The following is a 15,315-nucleotide window of genomic DNA, read 5'->3' on the forward strand; positions in this document are numbered from 1 at the left end:
ACCTGCTTAAAGCTTATCGCTTTAAGCTTAAAGCTAAAAAAATGAACGCACACGAAATAGACTATCAGATCTTCGGGGAGGAGATGCAGTATGTAGAGCTGGAACTTGATCCGCAGGAAGCCGTGATCGCTGAAGCGGGTAACTTCATGATGATGGATGATGGGATTAAAATGGACACCATTTTTGGAGATGGCTCCAAACAGAATGAGGGTTTTCTCGGAAAGGTTCTTGGGGCCGGAAAACGTTTGCTCACGGGTGAGAGTCTTTTCATGACCATCTTTTCAAATGAAATCCAGGGTAAGAAAAAAATAAGCTTTGCCTCACCATATCCCGGAAAAATCATTCCTATAGATCTTACCAGATTCAATGGAAAATTCATCTGCCAGAAAGATGCCTTTCTATGTGCGGCGAAGGGAGTATCCATCGGGATAGAGTTTAGTAGGAAATTAGGTCGGGGCTTCTTTGGAGGTGAAGGCTTTATTATGCAGAAAGTAGAAGGAGATGGAATGGCTTTCGTACATGCCGGCGGTACTATGGCTAAAAAGGAACTACAACCCGGAGAGAAGTTAAAGGTAGATACAGGGTGTATTATTGGTTTTACTCAAACTGTAGATTATAATATTGAATTCGTAGGAGGAATACGAAATACGCTTTTTGGCGGAGAAGGATTGTTCTTTGCTACTCTAACTGGCCCTGGAACTGTATATATTCAGTCCTTACCATTCAGTAGGCTGGCCAGCAGAGTTCATCAGGCGGCTCCACAACAGGGAGGAAAGGATAAAGGAGAAGGTAGTATATTAGGTGGAATTGGAGATGTTTTGAGTGGTGACAACCGATTTTAAAATTGTTAAAATTTTAAGAAAAGTGTTAATACAAAATTCATTTCACTATATTTATATAACCAAAAATTTAGCTGCCTATAGTATACTTCTACGTATTTTTCAACCTAACTTTAACTTAAAACCAATTTCAAATTATGGCGAGAGCGATGTTTGAATACACCAAAACTGTACTGGATAAAGTAAGTTTTGATGCAAACTTGTTCTGCAAGGAGGTTAAAAAGGCAATTCAGCGGTTACTTCCTCATGAAATAGAGGAATTAAGACTTTGGATCATCTCTTTAACCAGGCAGAATCCGGAATTAAATCAATGTTTAATTTATTTAAATACCTAACAAGAAAGCGGCCCAAAAGGCCGCTTTTCTAATTTATCTGGTATTCCTTCTTCTTGTTGAGAGGGCTTATGATTTTCACGTTCTGGAAAGTAATGGCGCCCTTTACCACACCGGCGATCGTACTGCGAAGCGCATCTATGATCTGCATTTTTAACTCACTTCGATTATAGATAAGGCTAACCTCCCGTGCGGGGACAGGATCTTTGAACATTTTCAGGTTCTTTTTTTCTGATTCTTTCAGATCCAGGGTGTGCAAGTAGGGTAGAAGGGTCATTCCAAGGCCTTCATTTGCCAGTTTTATGAGAGTTTCAAAACTTCCGCTTTCCAACTGCAACTGATCATCCTCATAATTCCTTGAAGCCTTACAAAGATTTATCACCCCGTCTTTAAAGCAATGACCATCTTCCAGTAAAAGCATATTGTTGATGTCAAGATCATCAACATCCAGTTTATCCTGTTCTAAAAGATCGGGTTTGCTTGGAATATATGCCACAAATGGCTCGTAGTAGAGTACATTTTCTTTGATTCCTTCCGTCTCAAGTGGAGTGGCGGCGATGGCAGCATCCAGATGACCTTCCTTCAGTTTTTCAAGTATGGCTTCTGTGTGAAGCTCTTCGATCTTCAGTTTTACTTTCGGATACTTTTTCATGAAATTACCTATGAACATAGGTAATAAAGTAGGCATTACCGTGGGAATCACTCCAAGCCTGAAGATCCCGCCTATAAATCCTTTCTGCTGATCTACAATATCCTGTATCCTGTCACTTTCATTTACAATGTTCCTGGCCTGTTGAACTATTTTCTGACCTACTTCGGTAAGCTGAATGGGCTTTTTGGTCCGATCAAAAATGGTCACTTCAAGTTCTTCTTCCAGTTTCTGGATCTGCATGCTCAAAGTAGGCTGGGTTACAAAAACCTTCTGGGCAGCCTTTGTAAAGTTCTGATGCTCGGCAACGGCAAGCACATAATGCAATTGGGTAATGGTCATATAAACGAATTTATCTTACTACAAAGGTATAGGTTTTTCTTATTTAAATTACCTGTTAGCTTTGTTTTGTCTATATGAAAAAAGAGATCGCCTAAAAAGTATCAACCTTCACCATGAACTGGTGTCAGGGTCTCCAAAAGATATGAGAATCTTAATGATGGGATTCTGAATTAATTCCGTTAGCTATCGGAACAGAATGACGTTGATATAAATTTTTAGACGATCTTTTTGATGAAGATTGATGAACGTTGCTAATGAAATTTAAAATCTTATTTCGATCTCCTTCTTATTACCATCAAAGTCGAATTTGGATTCCATCCAGTTAGGCGGGCCAAAACTCATGCTATTTCCGCTGGTACCGTAGTCTTCCTGTGGCATTCCACTAGTATCAAAATCCATTCTTTTATTACTGTTCTTATCATGCATCGCTACAAGTGCATAGGTGCCTTCGGGTACATTGTCAAATACTCCAACGGCCTTACCGTCAACTATTTTACTCATTGCTGAGAAATTGGCCTCTCTTTTCATAAAGTTATCCTCTGTGTAAAGGGCAAAAAGCACTTCTCCGTCACTTCCATTTACATTAGGAACTGTGGCGGTTATTTTTCCAGTAGCATCTGTCTGACCATACATTAGTGAGCCCAGGAGCATGGCAAGTAAAAGCGCGATAGTTTTCATAATTTTTAGTTTTTTGATTATGAAACAAACATACTTTCAAAGTCAGGGTTCAGGAAAATGTTTTAACCGAACTGTAAATATTTAAAACCGAACTGTAATCTTAAAGTAGTCCTCGTGCCTTTATCTCCAGATATTTATTGATGGTATTAACACTAAGATCTTTAGGCGGAGTGAGCAGGGTCTGGATCCCGTGCCTTTGAAGTTCCTTTGCCATAAGCTTTTTGTTGTGTGCAAACTGCTCGGCAACCGTTTGATGTGCACTTTCGCTAAGGTTTTGGGGAGCGACCTCTGTAAGTTTAGTGATCTCGGTATTTTCAAAGAAGATCACTACCAGAAGGTGATTTTTGGCCAGAGCTTTCAGAAATGGCAGCTGTCTTTTGAGTCCGGACATATGCTCAAAATTGGTATAGAGCATCAGGAGGCTGCGGTGGCTTAGATTCTTTTTGATTCTTGAGTAAAGCAGGCTGAAATCACTATCTAAATACCCGGTATTGATATTGTAAAGCGCCTCCATGATATGATTGAGCTGGCTAAGTCTCGCGCTTGCTTTCTTAAGGCTGTCTATTTTTTTCGAGAATACGAGCATTCCAACCCGATCTTTCTTTTTGAGGGCCACATTTGAAAAGGCCAGCGTGCTGTTAATAGCATAATCTAATAGGCTAAGTCCCTCAAAGGGCATTTTCATCACTCTTCCGCAGTCTATGACTGAATATACGGGCTGAGCCCTCTCATCCTGGAACTGGTTCACCATAAGGTTACTATGCTTGGCTGTAGCTTTCCAGTTGATGGTGCGAACATCATCTCCGCGAACATATTCCTTGATCTGTTCAAACTCCATTGTATGGCCTATTCGTCTAATTTTCTTGATCCCCTGCAGACTTATCTTCTGATCCATCGCCAGAAAATCCAGCTTTTTCATTTGAACGAAAGAAGGATATACCTTTACCATCTGGTCTTTATTGAAAACATATCTTCTTTTGGCAAGTTTCAAAAAGGTGGTGATATAGATGTTCAGATTTCCGAAGACATATTCACCTCGATTAAGGGGTTTCAGGAAATATTCGAAACTTAAGGTATTATGAGGAAGGAGGTCTGCAGATCTCAGAAAATCCCTTTTCTGGAACTGAACAGGTATTTCATCGATTACCTCTGCATTCAATTTAAAACCATAAGAATTCTTTATGCTTATTTCAACCCTGTTTTCGTCTGAATTCGAGAATTTTTCAGGAAGAATCCTGTCTGCATCAATATGTGAACCGCTGTAAAGTGTGATGATATCTGTAAAAAGGAGAACCAGTAATATGGAGGTCAGGATCCAGGTAAAGCTGTAAAGAATCTCAAACCAGAAGGAGAGAAGGAAAAGTGTGGAAATGCCAAAAAGGGCATAGAATAGCCTTCTTCCAAAATATAATGATTTGAAAAACTGGATCACTACCTGGGGATTTCAACAGATTGTTTTATCATATCTATAACACCACCCGTGGTCATGCCTTCCATTTCCCTGTCTGGTGATAAAATAAGGCGGTGACCAAGTACGGGCTTCAGGGAGTTCTGAATATCTTCAGGAATCACAAAATCACGACCGTTTATTGCCGCGAAAGCTTTAGCTGCATTCATAACAGCGATCGAAGCCCTGGGGCTGGCGCCAAGATATAAATGAGGGTGATTTCTGGTCTTGTTTATCAGTTCTGCAATATATCCCAGTAGCTTTTCTTCAATGATGATCTCATGTATCTGGGATTTTAACTCGGCTATCTTATCTGGGCTTAATACAGGTTCTACCTCAGTTTCCGGAAATTTACCCTTTCTATCATGGTGGGTTTGAAGTATTTTGATCTCATCTTCAAAATCTGGATAACCAACTTCTATCTTGAAAAAGAATCGGTCCAGCTGGGCTTCGGGCAGGGCATAGGTGCCCTCCTGTTCAATTGGGTTCTGAGTGGCAAGGACCATGAAGGGAGCTTCTATTTTATGCATTTTCCCGTCTATGGTGATCTGCCTTTCTTCCATTACCTCGAAAAGCGCTGCCTGCGTCTTGGCCGGGGCCCGGTTTATTTCATCTATCAGAATGATATTTGAAAAGATAGGCCCTTTTTTAAACTCGAATTCTGAAGTTTTCATATTGAAGACAGAGGTTCCCAGCACATCACTTGGCATGAGATCGGGCGTGAACTGGATACGACTGAAACCGGTTTTAAGACATCGCGCGAATAGCTTCGCGGTGATGGTCTTGGCTACGCCGGGAACACCTTCTATAAGCACATGACCATTTGAAAGCAGGCCTACTATGAGTAATTCCACAAAATTTTCCTGTCCCACGATCACTTTTGAAAGTTGCTCCTTAAGACTTTCTACAGATTCTTTGAGCCCTTCCAGAGGGATCCTGTTTTCGAATTTCAATTCTTCGTCGTTATTGTTCACTTCGGGATTTTCCATTCTTGTTCTTAAATGTGTTTATGCTTTTACTTAGTTCAAAGAACTCTTGTTTACTGTTCGCACGATTATTCTGAAAATTAAGGATTCTTTCGAAGAGCCCTCTGGTTTTTTCTAAACTATTTTCAGTTTTGGCTGAAAGGCTTCTGTAGAACTCTTCGTTGATATTTGAAGTATCAAGCCTTAACTCTGTTCTGATATACTCCATAAACAGAGCGATCTTTTTCAATCCGAGTTCATGGAATTTCTTTCTTTCAAGGTATAACTGGGAAAGGGTTTCGGTGTATTCGAAAGATTTGTTTTGTAACGGACTTACCACCGGAATTGCCCGTTGTTTTCTTTTTCCTTCAAAAAGTATGAATAAAATGGCTGCAATAAGAACAAAGTAATAAGCCCATTTCAAGGAGCGGTTATTCATAAAGATATAGAGAGGAGAAGTGAAATAACTCTTGCCCGATTTGTAATATGCGTCCCATAGCAGGTTATTCCCGGCAAAATAGGCCAGTAAATTTTCAGCGTAGCGGTAATTTTCTTCTTTAAGTAAAAAGTAATTGCTAAATGCCTGGGGCGTGGAATGCAAATAGATCTCCCCATCCCCGAAATCTGATCTAATGAAATTGATCTTTTCCTGGGGATCTTCCTTTCCAAAGCTTGAAGTGCCAAGCACCACATGGCTGGTCGTGTCTATTTCATCAAAATACAGTGCCAGGAGGTCCTGATCAAATTGTACAGCTTCCTCAAATTTCAATTTCGGATTTACCAAATTAAGAGCAGGCCTGGATTGGAAACCATTCGCGCTGATAAAGGAGGACAGACTTATATTCAGGGTGTCTTCAAGATTTTCTCCAAAGCCGTATGAAGAGATAAAAAGGCGATTGCCCTGAGCCACCCAGGCTAAAAGGTCATCCAGCTCATCGTCATCAAACTGTACCTGGTTATTGAGGAAGAAATAAGTTCCTTTTTCGGCATCATTATTCAGATATTCATAGGGTGGGATTTTGATCTCTTTAAGCCTGTCAGGAAACTGATCCTTAAGATTTTCAAAGAAAACGAAGCTTCCCAAAGGGATCTTGTCACTGGCTGTATAGCTGGGGGTCCAGTTTATAGGTTCTGGCTCTGAACTTTCAAGCCATGCCAGCGAGATCACCAGTAAAAGGAACAAACCGAATGCTATTTTATAGGTCTTATTCATGGCCCAGGGAATTGAGGGTTCGCTCCATTCTTAAAAAGCCTTTTTCGGCCAGCCTGTAATCGCTTTCTGAGACCTGGAAACTCCCGTACCAGATGAATTCGTATAACTTGGTGATCTCAGAAAAATTCTTTCTGATATTCTCATCCTTTAATTCGGTAGTATAATCTCTATTCGTCTTCTGGTACTCATATTCTATGAGCTTAAGCCTGTCCAGTTTCCTAAGCTCATTAAGGTAGTAATAGCGAACTGCAAGCCTGAATTGGCTATTCCTTACTGCCTCTTCCATAAGGGCGGGCAGGTCTTCATTTCTTACCAGTTCTTCCTCTTCTGTTAAAAAGACCTCGCTGGTGCCGGGTTGCTGAAGAATGCGCCCTCCCGGATTTAACCTTGAAAACAGCCAGGCGATGAGGCCAAGCAGCAGAACCAGTAAAATAAAAGGAATGATCTCGATAATAAATGCCATGACCGAATTGGTCCTGTACTCTCCAAATAACCAGTTGATGAACTGATTATATTTGGCATTTACCCATTTCTTAAAGCGCGTCCACCAGTTATCTTTTTCGGTAGTATCGAGATACTCGAATTCTTCAGAATTCTTGTAGTCTTCTATTCGGGACCGGTTAAATTCAACGGAAACAAGATCTGAAGACTTATCATATCTTACTTCTTTGATTTCGGCTATAGAATCGGTTTTCTGCGGATAAATACTTCCGAAGAAAAGAAAAAGAAAGATAATGAGTACTCCTCTTTTCAAGACTAATTATTATTTCCCAGGTTCTGAATCGTTTCGTATGCCCCGGTAAAATTCTGTTTTTCGTTCAGATTAAAATAGACGAAAGCTACTCCAATAGGGGTAATGCTGTAAATTAGGTACTGGAATATTGAGGTGATCACATTCAAAATAATATACCCTGGCCCGAATACCTCTGAAATATTTGCTCCGGAATTCTCGGTTGCTACCACGAAAGCTTTTATCATGTAATAAAAAATGACCGGTAATTGAAAGATAAGACTTACCAGATACACGATAAGGCCTATGCAAAGCAAAGTGGCGAAGGTCATCCACCAGTTGTTCTTTACCAGCTGAAAACAATCTGAGATACTGCCGGCTATTCCCTCTCTTCTGAAAACCAGTACTGCCGAAGCCAGGCTTATAGGAACGGCGAGGTAGATGCCGGGCAGAATGAAGAATAACATTCCTGCGAAGATTATAACCCAGGAAAGAAAGGTTAGGAGCAGTAATTTGCCAAAATCACTTTTCATCCCGCTAACCACTTCAGAAGGAACGATCTCTCCCCGGTTATTCATATAAGATAGGATTATATGGTAGATCGTTCCCGTCATGGTGGCGACATAGAGCAGATAGGCAAGTAACATCAATGCGAACGATATCACGAAACCGGAGCTGTCAAATCCTGCTGCTGAAATAAAAGTTTCTCCCAATGTTGTCCATGCATAATAAGTAACGGCGGCGATAAGAAGAATAAATACCGGGCCTACCAGTTTTAAAAAGATCTTACCGGCCGGTTTATAATTTTCACGAAGAAATTTAAAGGTGACGCTCAAAATCTCTCCAAGCTCACGCTGTTTTTTAAAGTGGATGAACTCCTCACTCATTTTCGGATTTTTTTAATAGGTATAAAGGATAGTAAACATAGTAAAACAATATCAAAGCCAAAGAGCCTGTAATAATCAAAATAGCCAGCCAGTCCGGCATCGAGGTTATACGGGTCACAAAGCCTTCCAGAAAACCGGCAATGATGAAAAAGGGTATGGTACTAACCACAATTTTTAAACCGTCTTTGACTCCCATTGTAAAAGATTTTAATCGGGAATAGGTGCCAGGAAAGAGCATGCTTTTTCCAACAACTAAACCCGCGCAACCGGCCACGATGATCACCGAAATTTCAATGGTACCATGTATCCATATGGTTCTCGCCGATTCCCATAAAAGCCCTTTATCATAAAAGAAATACTGAAAGCTTCCCAGCATTACGGCATTTTGCATGAGCATGAATATAGTCCCTATTCCGGCCAGGATGCCAAAGGCAAAAGCCATAAGGGAAACCCTTATATTGTTTATGGTGATCCCCAGGAACATATCGGTCTCTGAAGCTTTTTTATACACCGCCATAGGATCATTGTTTGCTATATTTTCAAGTGTCATGTTCACATAGGCATCACCCATAATAGAGCGTACAAAGGCAGCATCGGCCGAGGAACTGTAAGCTCCTATCAAAGAGAAGACGGCAAATATCAGGAAGCTTAGCAATAACTGTTTCTGGTACTTATGAAATTCAGAAGGAAATTCCTTGATGAAAAAAATTATAAGACGGTTTCCCGATTCCTTTTTGGACCTGTAGATCTTCTGATGCGCTACCGATGTCAGACCATTAAGATAACGGGTAGTATTGCTTTTTGGATAAAAGGTTCGGGAATAACTAAGATCATCACTTAATTCCACATAGATATCCGAAAGCTGTTCTGGAGAAAGACTTCTATTATTTTGAAGGAGGCTTTCATACTTAACCCATTTATCTTTATTTTGCTTTACAAAAGCAGCCTCGCGCATTGTTCTTGAATAAAACCCAAAGTAACATATTTAATGGATAACTTTCAAATTGAAACCGCTCAAAATATTAGTATAGAACAGAATGCGGCGGGAATCGGGGAGCGCATACTGGCATTCTTTGTAGACCTGGTGATCATTGTGGTTTACATGATTTTTGCCGGTCTCATAATGGCAGGATTGAATACCAATTCCATGGGCGAAATGATGTACTACCTGGTGCTTGGATTACCAACTTTTCTTTATTATTTGCTTTGGGAAACTTTTTGGGACGGAAGAACACCGGGAAAGGCTCTCCTACAGATCAGGGTTGTGAGAAAAGACGGATCAAGACCGGCTTTTTCCAATTATTTGATCAGGTGGCTCTTAAGGATTATAGATATAAGTCTTAGTAGTGGAGGAGTGGCAGTGGTTACTATACTTCTTAACGGGAAAGGGCAAAGGCTTGGAGATATAGCGGCGGGCACAACGGTGATATCTGAAAGAAGGAGAATAGGGATCCACAATACACTCCAGGTAGACCTGCCAGATAATTATAAGCCAAAATATCCGCAGGTAACGGTTTTAAGCGACCAGGATATGCAGGAGATCAAAAACCTTTATCAGAATGCCAGAAGGGAAGGTCAGCACCATATCATTCTTTCACTGAGTGAAAAACTGGCTGAACTGATGGATATAAAAATAGAAGAAAGACCGCTTGACTTTGTACAGCACGTGATCAACGATTATAATTATTACACCCAGAATAATTAATCCAGTATCTCTATATCCATCTCTACATTATCGATGGGCCATTCTGAGTTTCCTGTTTTTACCTGAGAGATCTTTTCAGCCACGTCCATTCCAGAAATCACCCTTCCAAATACAGTATGGTCATTGTTGAGGTGAGGAGTACCTCCTTTATCCATCACTATAAAAAACTCAAAGGGAGAAGAGGCTTTGCTCACGTTCTGCTCGGCATATTTGGCTGCCGAAAATGCCCCGTAGGTATGCTTATGGCCGGCATCAAATTCACTGGGTATAAGGTAATCGCCCACATCACCACGATTGCTTGCGGTAGTCTGATTATCGGCATTCCCGCCCTGTATCACGAAACCTGGTGCCACCCTGTGAAAGAAGGTGTCATTAAAATACTCATTCTTTACCAGCATAATGAAATTGGCCCGGTGAAGCGGAGTGTCCCGGTATAACTGCACATCTATATTGCCGAATTTTGTTTTGATCCTCACTCTTGTTTCGGGATTCTTCTTACCATATTCGGTAAGAGTAGGAATGAGTTCTTCCTGGGCAATGGGGAACATTGGGTTCTGTTCTATTTTGCTTTCTCTTTTTTCCTCGGCGAGTTCTCGTTTTCTTAACTCAAATATACTATCTCTTGCCCGCTGGATAGAGTCCTGTTTCTGTTGTGCTTTCAGTTCTTCAGGTGACGGGGTCTTGCCATCTTTCGAGGAAGATTCCTTATCTTCACAACTTGCAAAAATCAGAAAAATAGCGATTGCTATAAAAGAAAGCTTTCTAAACATGGAATTCGAAATTTTTAAAAACAGGATTTCAAAGTTAAAAAAAATGCCGCTTCCGGGAGAAGTGGCACATAGAAAACTGGCGCCGCTTATCAGGATAAAGGAGCTTTCAGAGATCAATATTAAAGACAGGAACCCACAGGAAGCTGGGGTAATGGCAGTATTCTATCCCGATGAGGATTCACTAACCCGGCTTGTGCTTATTTTAAGGAAAGCCTATAAGGGAGTGCATTCAAATCAGATAGGTTTCCCAGGGGGCAGGGTAGAAGAGGAAGACAGGGATCTGCAGGATACCGCGTTAAGGGAGACCGAAGAAGAGGTAGGGATTCCCCAGAAGGAAATACAGGTAGTGAAAAAGCTTTCCAGGCTTTATATACCGCCCTCAAATTTCTGGGTTCAGCCTTTTTTGGGAATCGTTGAAAGTACGCCGCATATGATACCTCAGGAATCGGAGGTGGAAGAAATTCTGAAGGTAAAACTCACCGATTTTTTGGATGACAGGAATATTATTTCAGAAAACCTTAGCACCTCGTATGCCCGGAATATCGAGGTACCGGCATATAAGCTTAATGGCTATACGGTTTGGGGCGCAACCGGAATGATGCTAAGCGAAATAAGAGAATTGATTTTGAAAATTTAGTCGCAAACTAAATTAGTATATTTGCCCGCGGTTCTGTATCTGGGCTATACTTACTGGCAAAAAACAAGAATAAATGGGATTATTCAAGAAGAATCCATTCGGACATTATTTGATTCTTAAGAAATGGCTTATTCGTATCTTTGGTGTATTATCACACCGGCGTTACCGTGGTTTTAATGAACTTCAGATAGAAGGCTCTGAGATCATCAAGAATCTTCCCGATAATAATGTGCTCTTTGTATCTAATCATCAAACCTATTTTGCCGATGTTACTGCGATGTTCCATGTTTTTAATGCCAGCCTTAGCGGAAGGGTGGACAGTATCAGGAATGTAGGTTACCTGTGGCAACCCAAACTGAACATTTACTATGTAGCTGCTAAAGAAACCATGAGGGCTGGATTGCTTACAAGGATCATGGCATATGCAGGAGCCATTACTGTAGAACGAACCTGGCGAGCCAAAGGCAAGGAAGTAAAACGTGAGGTAAACCCGAATGATACTGAGAATATTGGGAAAGCTCTAAGAGATGGCTGGGTGATTACTTTTCCTCAGGGTACTACCAGACCATTTAAACCAATCCGTAAAGGGACTGCCCATATCATCAAGCAACACAAGCCAATAGTGATCCCAATCGTAATTGATGGTTTTAGGAGGTCTTTTGATAGAAAAGGTCTTAGAATAAAGAAGAGGGGAATACTACAGTCATTCCAAATAAAGGAGCCATTGGAAATAGATTATGAGAATGAAACGGTAGATGAGATCGTTGAAAAGCTTGAGTATGCCATAGAACAACATCCATCATTCCTCAAGGTTATTCCGGCAGAGGAGATAGAAGTGATGGAAGAACTCAATGAGAAAAGACGCTGGAGCTATAAAGAACCAGAATCTTAACCTGGTTTTAATTCAGCTTATTTTATTGGTAAATTAGCGCTTACATTTCAAGCCTTTTCAATTCCTTGTAATTCTTATTTAATCTTCTCAACAGGATTCCGTAGATAACTCGGTAAATAAGCCATATCGCTCCAAGAAATATTCCCAATACAAGAATAATCGCGCCAATAAATAATACCCATTGCATGGTATCAAATTGCATGTTCGTTGCACCTGGTTCCATGGTACGCATGTGATTTCTAATGATAAGGAACAACCCTGCCAGGAATGTTATTCCACTTGAGATAAGAACAAAGGCGATATAATATTTAACTGTTTTACGGGTCTTAAGTATGCTCTTCATTAAACGGGAAGCACTGTCTGTGGTAGAGATACGTCTATAGTTATTATAGAATTTAAAGATAAAATAGAAAGTGATGGCGTAGCTTACTATATAGGCGATGATGGTGAATTCAGTAAGATCAAACTCTTCCATTCTGGCCCAGTAGTCATCATCGGCCAGTACGATATTGAGAACCGTACCCAGTAAGAATTCAAGAATACTAATGATGAAGATCCATTTCACAATAGAATGGGATCTCTTCCATATCATCTTATATATTTCATCATAGGTTAGATGAGGCAGGTTCTGCTCCTGCTTTTTCCAATCCTTTTTTAACAGATCTAAATCATCCATAGCTTATCAAGGATTAATAATACTCTTTAATTTTGTTTTTACCCTGTTCATTTTCACTCTTGCATTTACTTCAGTGATCCCCAGGGTATCTGAGATCTCTGCATAATTTTTGTCTTCGAGATAAAGGAATACTAGCGCCTTATCAATATCGTTCAGCTGTCTAATGGCGTCATACATCAGTTTCAGGTGCTGTTCAGCTTCATCATTATATTCTTCGGCCTTTATCTTGAAATGTACATTATCATAATCCTGGGTCTTTACACTCCTTTTTTTCTTCCGGTAAAGGGTGATAGCCGTATTAAGGGCTACCCGGTACATCCATGTACTAAATTTTGAATCTCCCCTGAATTTAGGATAGGCCTTCCAAAGCTGTATCGTAATTTCCTGGAAAAGATCATTATGCGATTCCTGGTCATTAGTATAGATACGGCAGATCTTGTGAGCAATATTCTGGTGTTTCTCCAGGTTCTTTACAAACTGATGTTCTAATTCCTTATCCACAAAACTCTGGTTAGCATTTAATAGGTAGCCAAACTGATTGCTATGTTACAAAAAACTTTAATTTAAAGTTAATCCACCCTCTATTCTTTACATAAACCTTAAATTTGGCTAAAACCATCCGAGACTATGAATATCCCAAGAACCGACTTACCGCGAGTAGTAATTATTGGAGGTGGTTTCGCCGGCATGGCACTCGCCCGAAAGATCCTGAAAGAGAATATGCAGATGGTGATGCTGGACAGGCATAATTATCACACATTTCAACCATTGCTATACCAGGTATCCACTTCGGGACTGGAGCCCGACTCTATTGCATACCCTTTAAGAAAGATTACTCGCGATGATCCAAAATGCTTTTTCAGGCTAGCTGAGGTCACTTCAATCTCAGCCGATTCAAATACCATTCATACCAGTATTGGAGATCTTGTTTATGATTATCTGGTAATTGCAACCGGTTCCAAAACAAATTTCTTCGGCAATGAAAGCATTGAGAAGCACGGAATGTGGATGAAAACAGTTCCGCAGGCGCTAAATATAAGAAGTCTTATACTTGAAAACCTTGAACAGGCTACCATTACTGAGGATCCTGAAAAGAGAAAAGCCCTTCTGAATTTTGTGCTCGTTGGAGCAGGGCCTACTGGAGTGGAGCTAAGTGGAGCAATAGCAGAGCTAAGAAATCATATTGTCCCGAAAGATTATCCAGATGTAGATCCTAATGAGATGCATATACATTTACTGGAAGGACTGGACCGGGTCTTACCGCCTATGAGCGAGCATGCCTCAAAAAAAGCCCATAAATTTCTGGATGAACTGGGTGTTAAGATCCATCTTAATACCATGGTGGAGAGTTATGATGGTCATCTGGTAAAGACCAATACCGATCTTGCCATAAAAACCGAAACCTTTATCTGGTCAGCCGGAGTGAAAGGAGCGCCTGTTAAGGGCCTGAATGCTTCAGCTATGGTAGAAAAGGCAGGAAGGTATGAGGTGAATGCATTCAATCAGGTACAGGGCTATGAGAACATTTTCGCGATAGGAGACATTGCCCTGATGAAGACTGAAAAATTCCCTAAAGGTCATCCAATGGTGGCACAACCTGCAATTCAACAGGGGAAACATCTTGCGAAAAACATTAAACATCTTATAAGAGGTGAAAAACTGGAGACTTTTGAATATTATGATAAGGGAACCATGGCTACGGTTGGTAGAAACCGTGCTGTGGTAGATCTTGGAAAATGGAAATTCTCCGGTTTTTTTGCATGGTTCGTATGGATGTTTGTACACCTATGGTTCCTTGTAGGCTTCAGAAACCGTACAGTGACTTTTTTTAACTGGATCTACAATTATATTAATTACGACAAGGCTGCAAGGCTTATAATAAGGCCTTTTAAAGGCAAGGAGGAAACCATGACGATGGATAGCGATAAGGTTTAAAAAATAAGGCTGCCAACTGGCAGCCTTATTATTTTACCTGGTTTTCCTTATTTCTTTGTTATAACTGGAAGCAAGATCGGTCTTTTGCTTTTCGGTTAAAGCCTTTCCTGCCATTTGAAATACTTCATGTTCTTCTTCATCAAGATGATGTATTAACTGATGTTCCAGTTCTTTAGCGATCTTCAGCCAGTTTGAGGCGTCCATTTCGATATCCTCGAGTTGTTCCACGAGTTCATCCATTTCGTGATGTTCAGCAACGCTATGCCGGGCCTTTTCCTGGGTGAGATCTTTCTCCATCAGCGGAACATAGAAATGACGTTCCTCTGCATCTTCATGAATTTTCAATTCGTGTTTAAGCCTTTCAAATATCTTTTTTCTTTCTTCTGTCTTTCCTTCGGTCTTTATGAGTTTGTCAATCAGGTCCCTCTGGATTTCATGTTCCTGTCTTAAGGCTTCGAATATGGTCATTATTTAATTTTTTGGATTTAAATCCAAGTTATTCATTTTAATGTTAAAGATTATTTAATTTTCAGGCTGAAAAGCCAAAATTGAGTCAATACTACAATTCGGAAGTGAAAATCTACAATTCAGAAAATTTGATTTCCAGAGAATATAAAA

The 15,315-nt window shown here is 40.4% G+C and carries 18 protein-coding genes; 6 read left to right on the top strand and 12 right to left on the bottom strand.

Annotated features, from left to right (window positions below; translation table 11 throughout):
• Positions 1–41: 41 nt before the first annotated feature.
• Both NE848_RS15040 and NE848_RS15045 read left to right on the top strand, forming a co-directional pair.
• Positions 42–842, top strand: coding sequence for a TIGR00266 family protein (locus tag NE848_RS15040; protein ID WP_252115151.1), 801 nt, complete (start codon positions 42–44; stop codon positions 840–842).
• 134 nt (positions 843–976) lie between these two features.
• Positions 977–1,174, top strand: coding sequence for a hypothetical protein (locus tag NE848_RS15045; protein WP_252115153.1), 198 nt, complete (start codon positions 977–979; stop codon positions 1,172–1,174).
• A gap of 28 nt (positions 1,175–1,202) precedes the next feature.
• On the opposite strand, the gene NE848_RS15050 is transcribed toward NE848_RS15045, so the two are convergent.
• The 8 genes from NE848_RS15050 to NE848_RS15085 all read right to left on the bottom strand — a co-directional run bounded on the left by NE848_RS15050 (position 1,203) and on the right by NE848_RS15085 (position 9,037).
• The gene (locus tag NE848_RS15050) at positions 1,203–2,162 is read right to left on the bottom strand and encodes a hydrogen peroxide-inducible genes activator (RefSeq protein ID WP_252115155.1); all 960 of its coding nucleotides are present in this window, start codon (positions 2,160–2,162) and stop codon (positions 1,203–1,205) included.
• A gap of 261 nt (positions 2,163–2,423) precedes the next feature.
• Complete coding sequence (locus NE848_RS15055) at positions 2,424–2,840, bottom strand: DUF2141 domain-containing protein (protein ID WP_252115157.1); 417 nt, start codon at positions 2,838–2,840, stop codon at positions 2,424–2,426.
• A gap of 100 nt (positions 2,841–2,940) precedes the next feature.
• Positions 2,941–4,272, bottom strand: a complete 1,332-nt coding sequence (locus NE848_RS15060) for a DUF58 domain-containing protein (RefSeq protein WP_252115159.1) — start codon at positions 4,270–4,272, stop codon at positions 2,941–2,943.
• Entirely contained in the window at positions 4,272–5,276 is a 1,005-nt protein-coding gene (locus tag NE848_RS15065) for an AAA family ATPase (RefSeq protein ID WP_252115161.1), read from the bottom strand. Before NE848_RS15065 ends, NE848_RS15060 begins: the two co-directional genes overlap by 1 nt.
• Positions 5,251–6,465 (bottom strand): DUF4350 domain-containing protein, encoded by a 1,215-nt coding sequence (locus tag NE848_RS15070; RefSeq protein WP_252115163.1) that lies wholly within the window; start codon positions 6,463–6,465, stop codon positions 5,251–5,253. The genes NE848_RS15065 and NE848_RS15070 overlap by 26 nt, the downstream gene beginning before the upstream one ends.
• Positions 6,458–7,219, bottom strand: coding sequence for a DUF4129 domain-containing protein (locus NE848_RS15075; RefSeq protein WP_252115172.1), 762 nt, complete (start codon positions 7,217–7,219; stop codon positions 6,458–6,460). The genes NE848_RS15070 and NE848_RS15075 overlap by 8 nt, the downstream gene beginning before the upstream one ends.
• Before the next feature lie 2 nt (positions 7,220–7,221).
• Positions 7,222–8,082 carry a YciC family protein gene (locus NE848_RS15080; RefSeq protein ID WP_252115174.1) on the bottom strand — a complete coding sequence of 287 codons (861 nt, stop codon included), beginning with the start codon at positions 8,080–8,082 and terminating at the stop codon, positions 7,222–7,224.
• Entirely contained in the window at positions 8,075–9,037 is a 963-nt protein-coding gene (locus NE848_RS15085; RefSeq protein WP_252115176.1) for a stage II sporulation protein M, read from the bottom strand. The genes NE848_RS15080 and NE848_RS15085 overlap by 8 nt, the downstream gene beginning before the upstream one ends.
• A gap of 33 nt (positions 9,038–9,070) precedes the next feature.
• On the opposite strand from NE848_RS15085, the gene NE848_RS15090 reads away from it, so the two are divergent.
• Positions 9,071–9,787, top strand: a complete 717-nt coding sequence (locus NE848_RS15090; RefSeq protein ID WP_252115178.1) for an RDD family protein — start codon at positions 9,071–9,073, stop codon at positions 9,785–9,787.
• On the opposite strand, the gene NE848_RS15095 is transcribed toward NE848_RS15090, so the two are convergent.
• Positions 9,784–10,557 carry a peptidylprolyl isomerase gene (locus NE848_RS15095; RefSeq protein WP_252115180.1) on the bottom strand — a complete coding sequence of 258 codons (774 nt, stop codon included), beginning with the start codon at positions 10,555–10,557 and terminating at the stop codon, positions 9,784–9,786. The two genes, NE848_RS15090 and NE848_RS15095, sit on opposite strands and share 4 nt — an antisense overlap.
• Between NE848_RS15095 and NE848_RS15100 the strand changes: the two genes are divergently transcribed.
• Together NE848_RS15100 and NE848_RS15105 are read left to right on the top strand one after the other, a co-directional pair.
• Positions 10,556–11,194, top strand: a complete 639-nt coding sequence (locus NE848_RS15100) for an NUDIX hydrolase (RefSeq protein ID WP_252115182.1) — start codon at positions 10,556–10,558, stop codon at positions 11,192–11,194. The two genes, NE848_RS15095 and NE848_RS15100, sit on opposite strands and share 2 nt — an antisense overlap.
• 73 nt (positions 11,195–11,267) lie before the next feature.
• The gene (locus NE848_RS15105) at positions 11,268–12,086 is read left to right on the top strand and encodes a lysophospholipid acyltransferase family protein (protein WP_252115184.1); all 819 of its coding nucleotides are present in this window, start codon (positions 11,268–11,270) and stop codon (positions 12,084–12,086) included.
• 40 nt (positions 12,087–12,126) lie between these two features.
• Here NE848_RS15105 and NE848_RS15110 read toward each other — a convergent pair whose 3' ends face one another.
• Together NE848_RS15110 and NE848_RS15115 are read right to left on the bottom strand one after the other, a co-directional pair.
• Positions 12,127–12,762 (bottom strand): hypothetical protein, encoded by a 636-nt coding sequence (locus NE848_RS15110; protein ID WP_252115186.1) that lies wholly within the window; start codon positions 12,760–12,762, stop codon positions 12,127–12,129.
• 6 nt (positions 12,763–12,768) lie between these two features.
• On the bottom strand, positions 12,769–13,263 hold the full coding sequence (locus NE848_RS15115) for an RNA polymerase sigma factor (RefSeq protein ID WP_252115188.1): 495 nt from the start codon (positions 13,261–13,263) through the stop codon (positions 12,769–12,771).
• 126 nt (positions 13,264–13,389) lie between these two features.
• Between NE848_RS15115 and NE848_RS15120 the strand changes: the two genes are divergently transcribed.
• Positions 13,390–14,697 carry an NAD(P)/FAD-dependent oxidoreductase gene (locus NE848_RS15120; RefSeq protein ID WP_252115190.1) on the top strand — a complete coding sequence of 436 codons (1,308 nt, stop codon included), beginning with the start codon at positions 13,390–13,392 and terminating at the stop codon, positions 14,695–14,697.
• A 33-nt stretch (positions 14,698–14,730) separates the two neighbouring features.
• Here the strand turns inward: NE848_RS15120 and NE848_RS15125 are convergent, their stop codons facing one another.
• Positions 14,731–15,165 (bottom strand): hemerythrin domain-containing protein, encoded by a 435-nt coding sequence (locus NE848_RS15125; RefSeq protein WP_252115192.1) that lies wholly within the window; start codon positions 15,163–15,165, stop codon positions 14,731–14,733.
• Positions 15,166–15,315 lie beyond the last annotated feature (150 nt).

The sequence above is a fragment of the Gramella jeungdoensis genome, assembly GCF_023805255.1.
In the GTDB taxonomy this organism is placed as follows: Bacteria; Bacteroidota; Bacteroidia; order Flavobacteriales; family Flavobacteriaceae; genus Christiangramia; species Christiangramia jeungdoensis.

Excerpts from the sequence above, each read along its gene's own strand:
- NE848_RS15040 (WP_252115151.1), top strand. The coding sequence starts at position 42 with ATGAACGCACACGAAATAGACTATCAGATCTTCGGGGAGGAGATGCAG.
- NE848_RS15045 (WP_252115153.1), top strand. The coding sequence starts at position 977 with ATGGCGAGAGCGATGTTTGAATACACCAAAACTGTACTGGATAAAGTA.
- NE848_RS15050 (WP_252115155.1), bottom strand. The coding sequence starts at position 2,162 with ATGACCATTACCCAATTGCATTATGTGCTTGCCGTTGCCGAGCATCAG.
- NE848_RS15055 (WP_252115157.1), bottom strand. The coding sequence starts at position 2,840 with ATGAAAACTATCGCGCTTTTACTTGCCATGCTCCTGGGCTCACTAATG.
- NE848_RS15065 (WP_252115161.1), bottom strand. The coding sequence starts at position 5,276 with ATGGAAAATCCCGAAGTGAACAATAACGACGAAGAATTGAAATTCGAA.
- NE848_RS15070 (WP_252115163.1), bottom strand. The coding sequence starts at position 6,465 with ATGAATAAGACCTATAAAATAGCATTCGGTTTGTTCCTTTTACTGGTG.
- NE848_RS15080 (WP_252115174.1), bottom strand. The coding sequence starts at position 8,082 with ATGAGTGAGGAGTTCATCCACTTTAAAAAACAGCGTGAGCTTGGAGAG.
- NE848_RS15085 (WP_252115176.1), bottom strand. The coding sequence starts at position 9,037 with ATGCGCGAGGCTGCTTTTGTAAAGCAAAATAAAGATAAATGGGTTAAG.
- NE848_RS15090 (WP_252115178.1), top strand. The coding sequence starts at position 9,071 with ATGGATAACTTTCAAATTGAAACCGCTCAAAATATTAGTATAGAACAG.
- NE848_RS15100 (WP_252115182.1), top strand. The coding sequence starts at position 10,556 with ATGGAATTCGAAATTTTTAAAAACAGGATTTCAAAGTTAAAAAAAATG.
- NE848_RS15095 (WP_252115180.1), bottom strand. The coding sequence starts at position 10,557 with ATGTTTAGAAAGCTTTCTTTTATAGCAATCGCTATTTTTCTGATTTTT.
- NE848_RS15105 (WP_252115184.1), top strand. The coding sequence starts at position 11,268 with ATGGGATTATTCAAGAAGAATCCATTCGGACATTATTTGATTCTTAAG.
- NE848_RS15110 (WP_252115186.1), bottom strand. The coding sequence starts at position 12,762 with ATGGATGATTTAGATCTGTTAAAAAAGGATTGGAAAAAGCAGGAGCAG.
- NE848_RS15120 (WP_252115190.1), top strand. The coding sequence starts at position 13,390 with ATGAATATCCCAAGAACCGACTTACCGCGAGTAGTAATTATTGGAGGT.
- NE848_RS15125 (WP_252115192.1), bottom strand. The coding sequence starts at position 15,165 with ATGACCATATTCGAAGCCTTAAGACAGGAACATGAAATCCAGAGGGAC.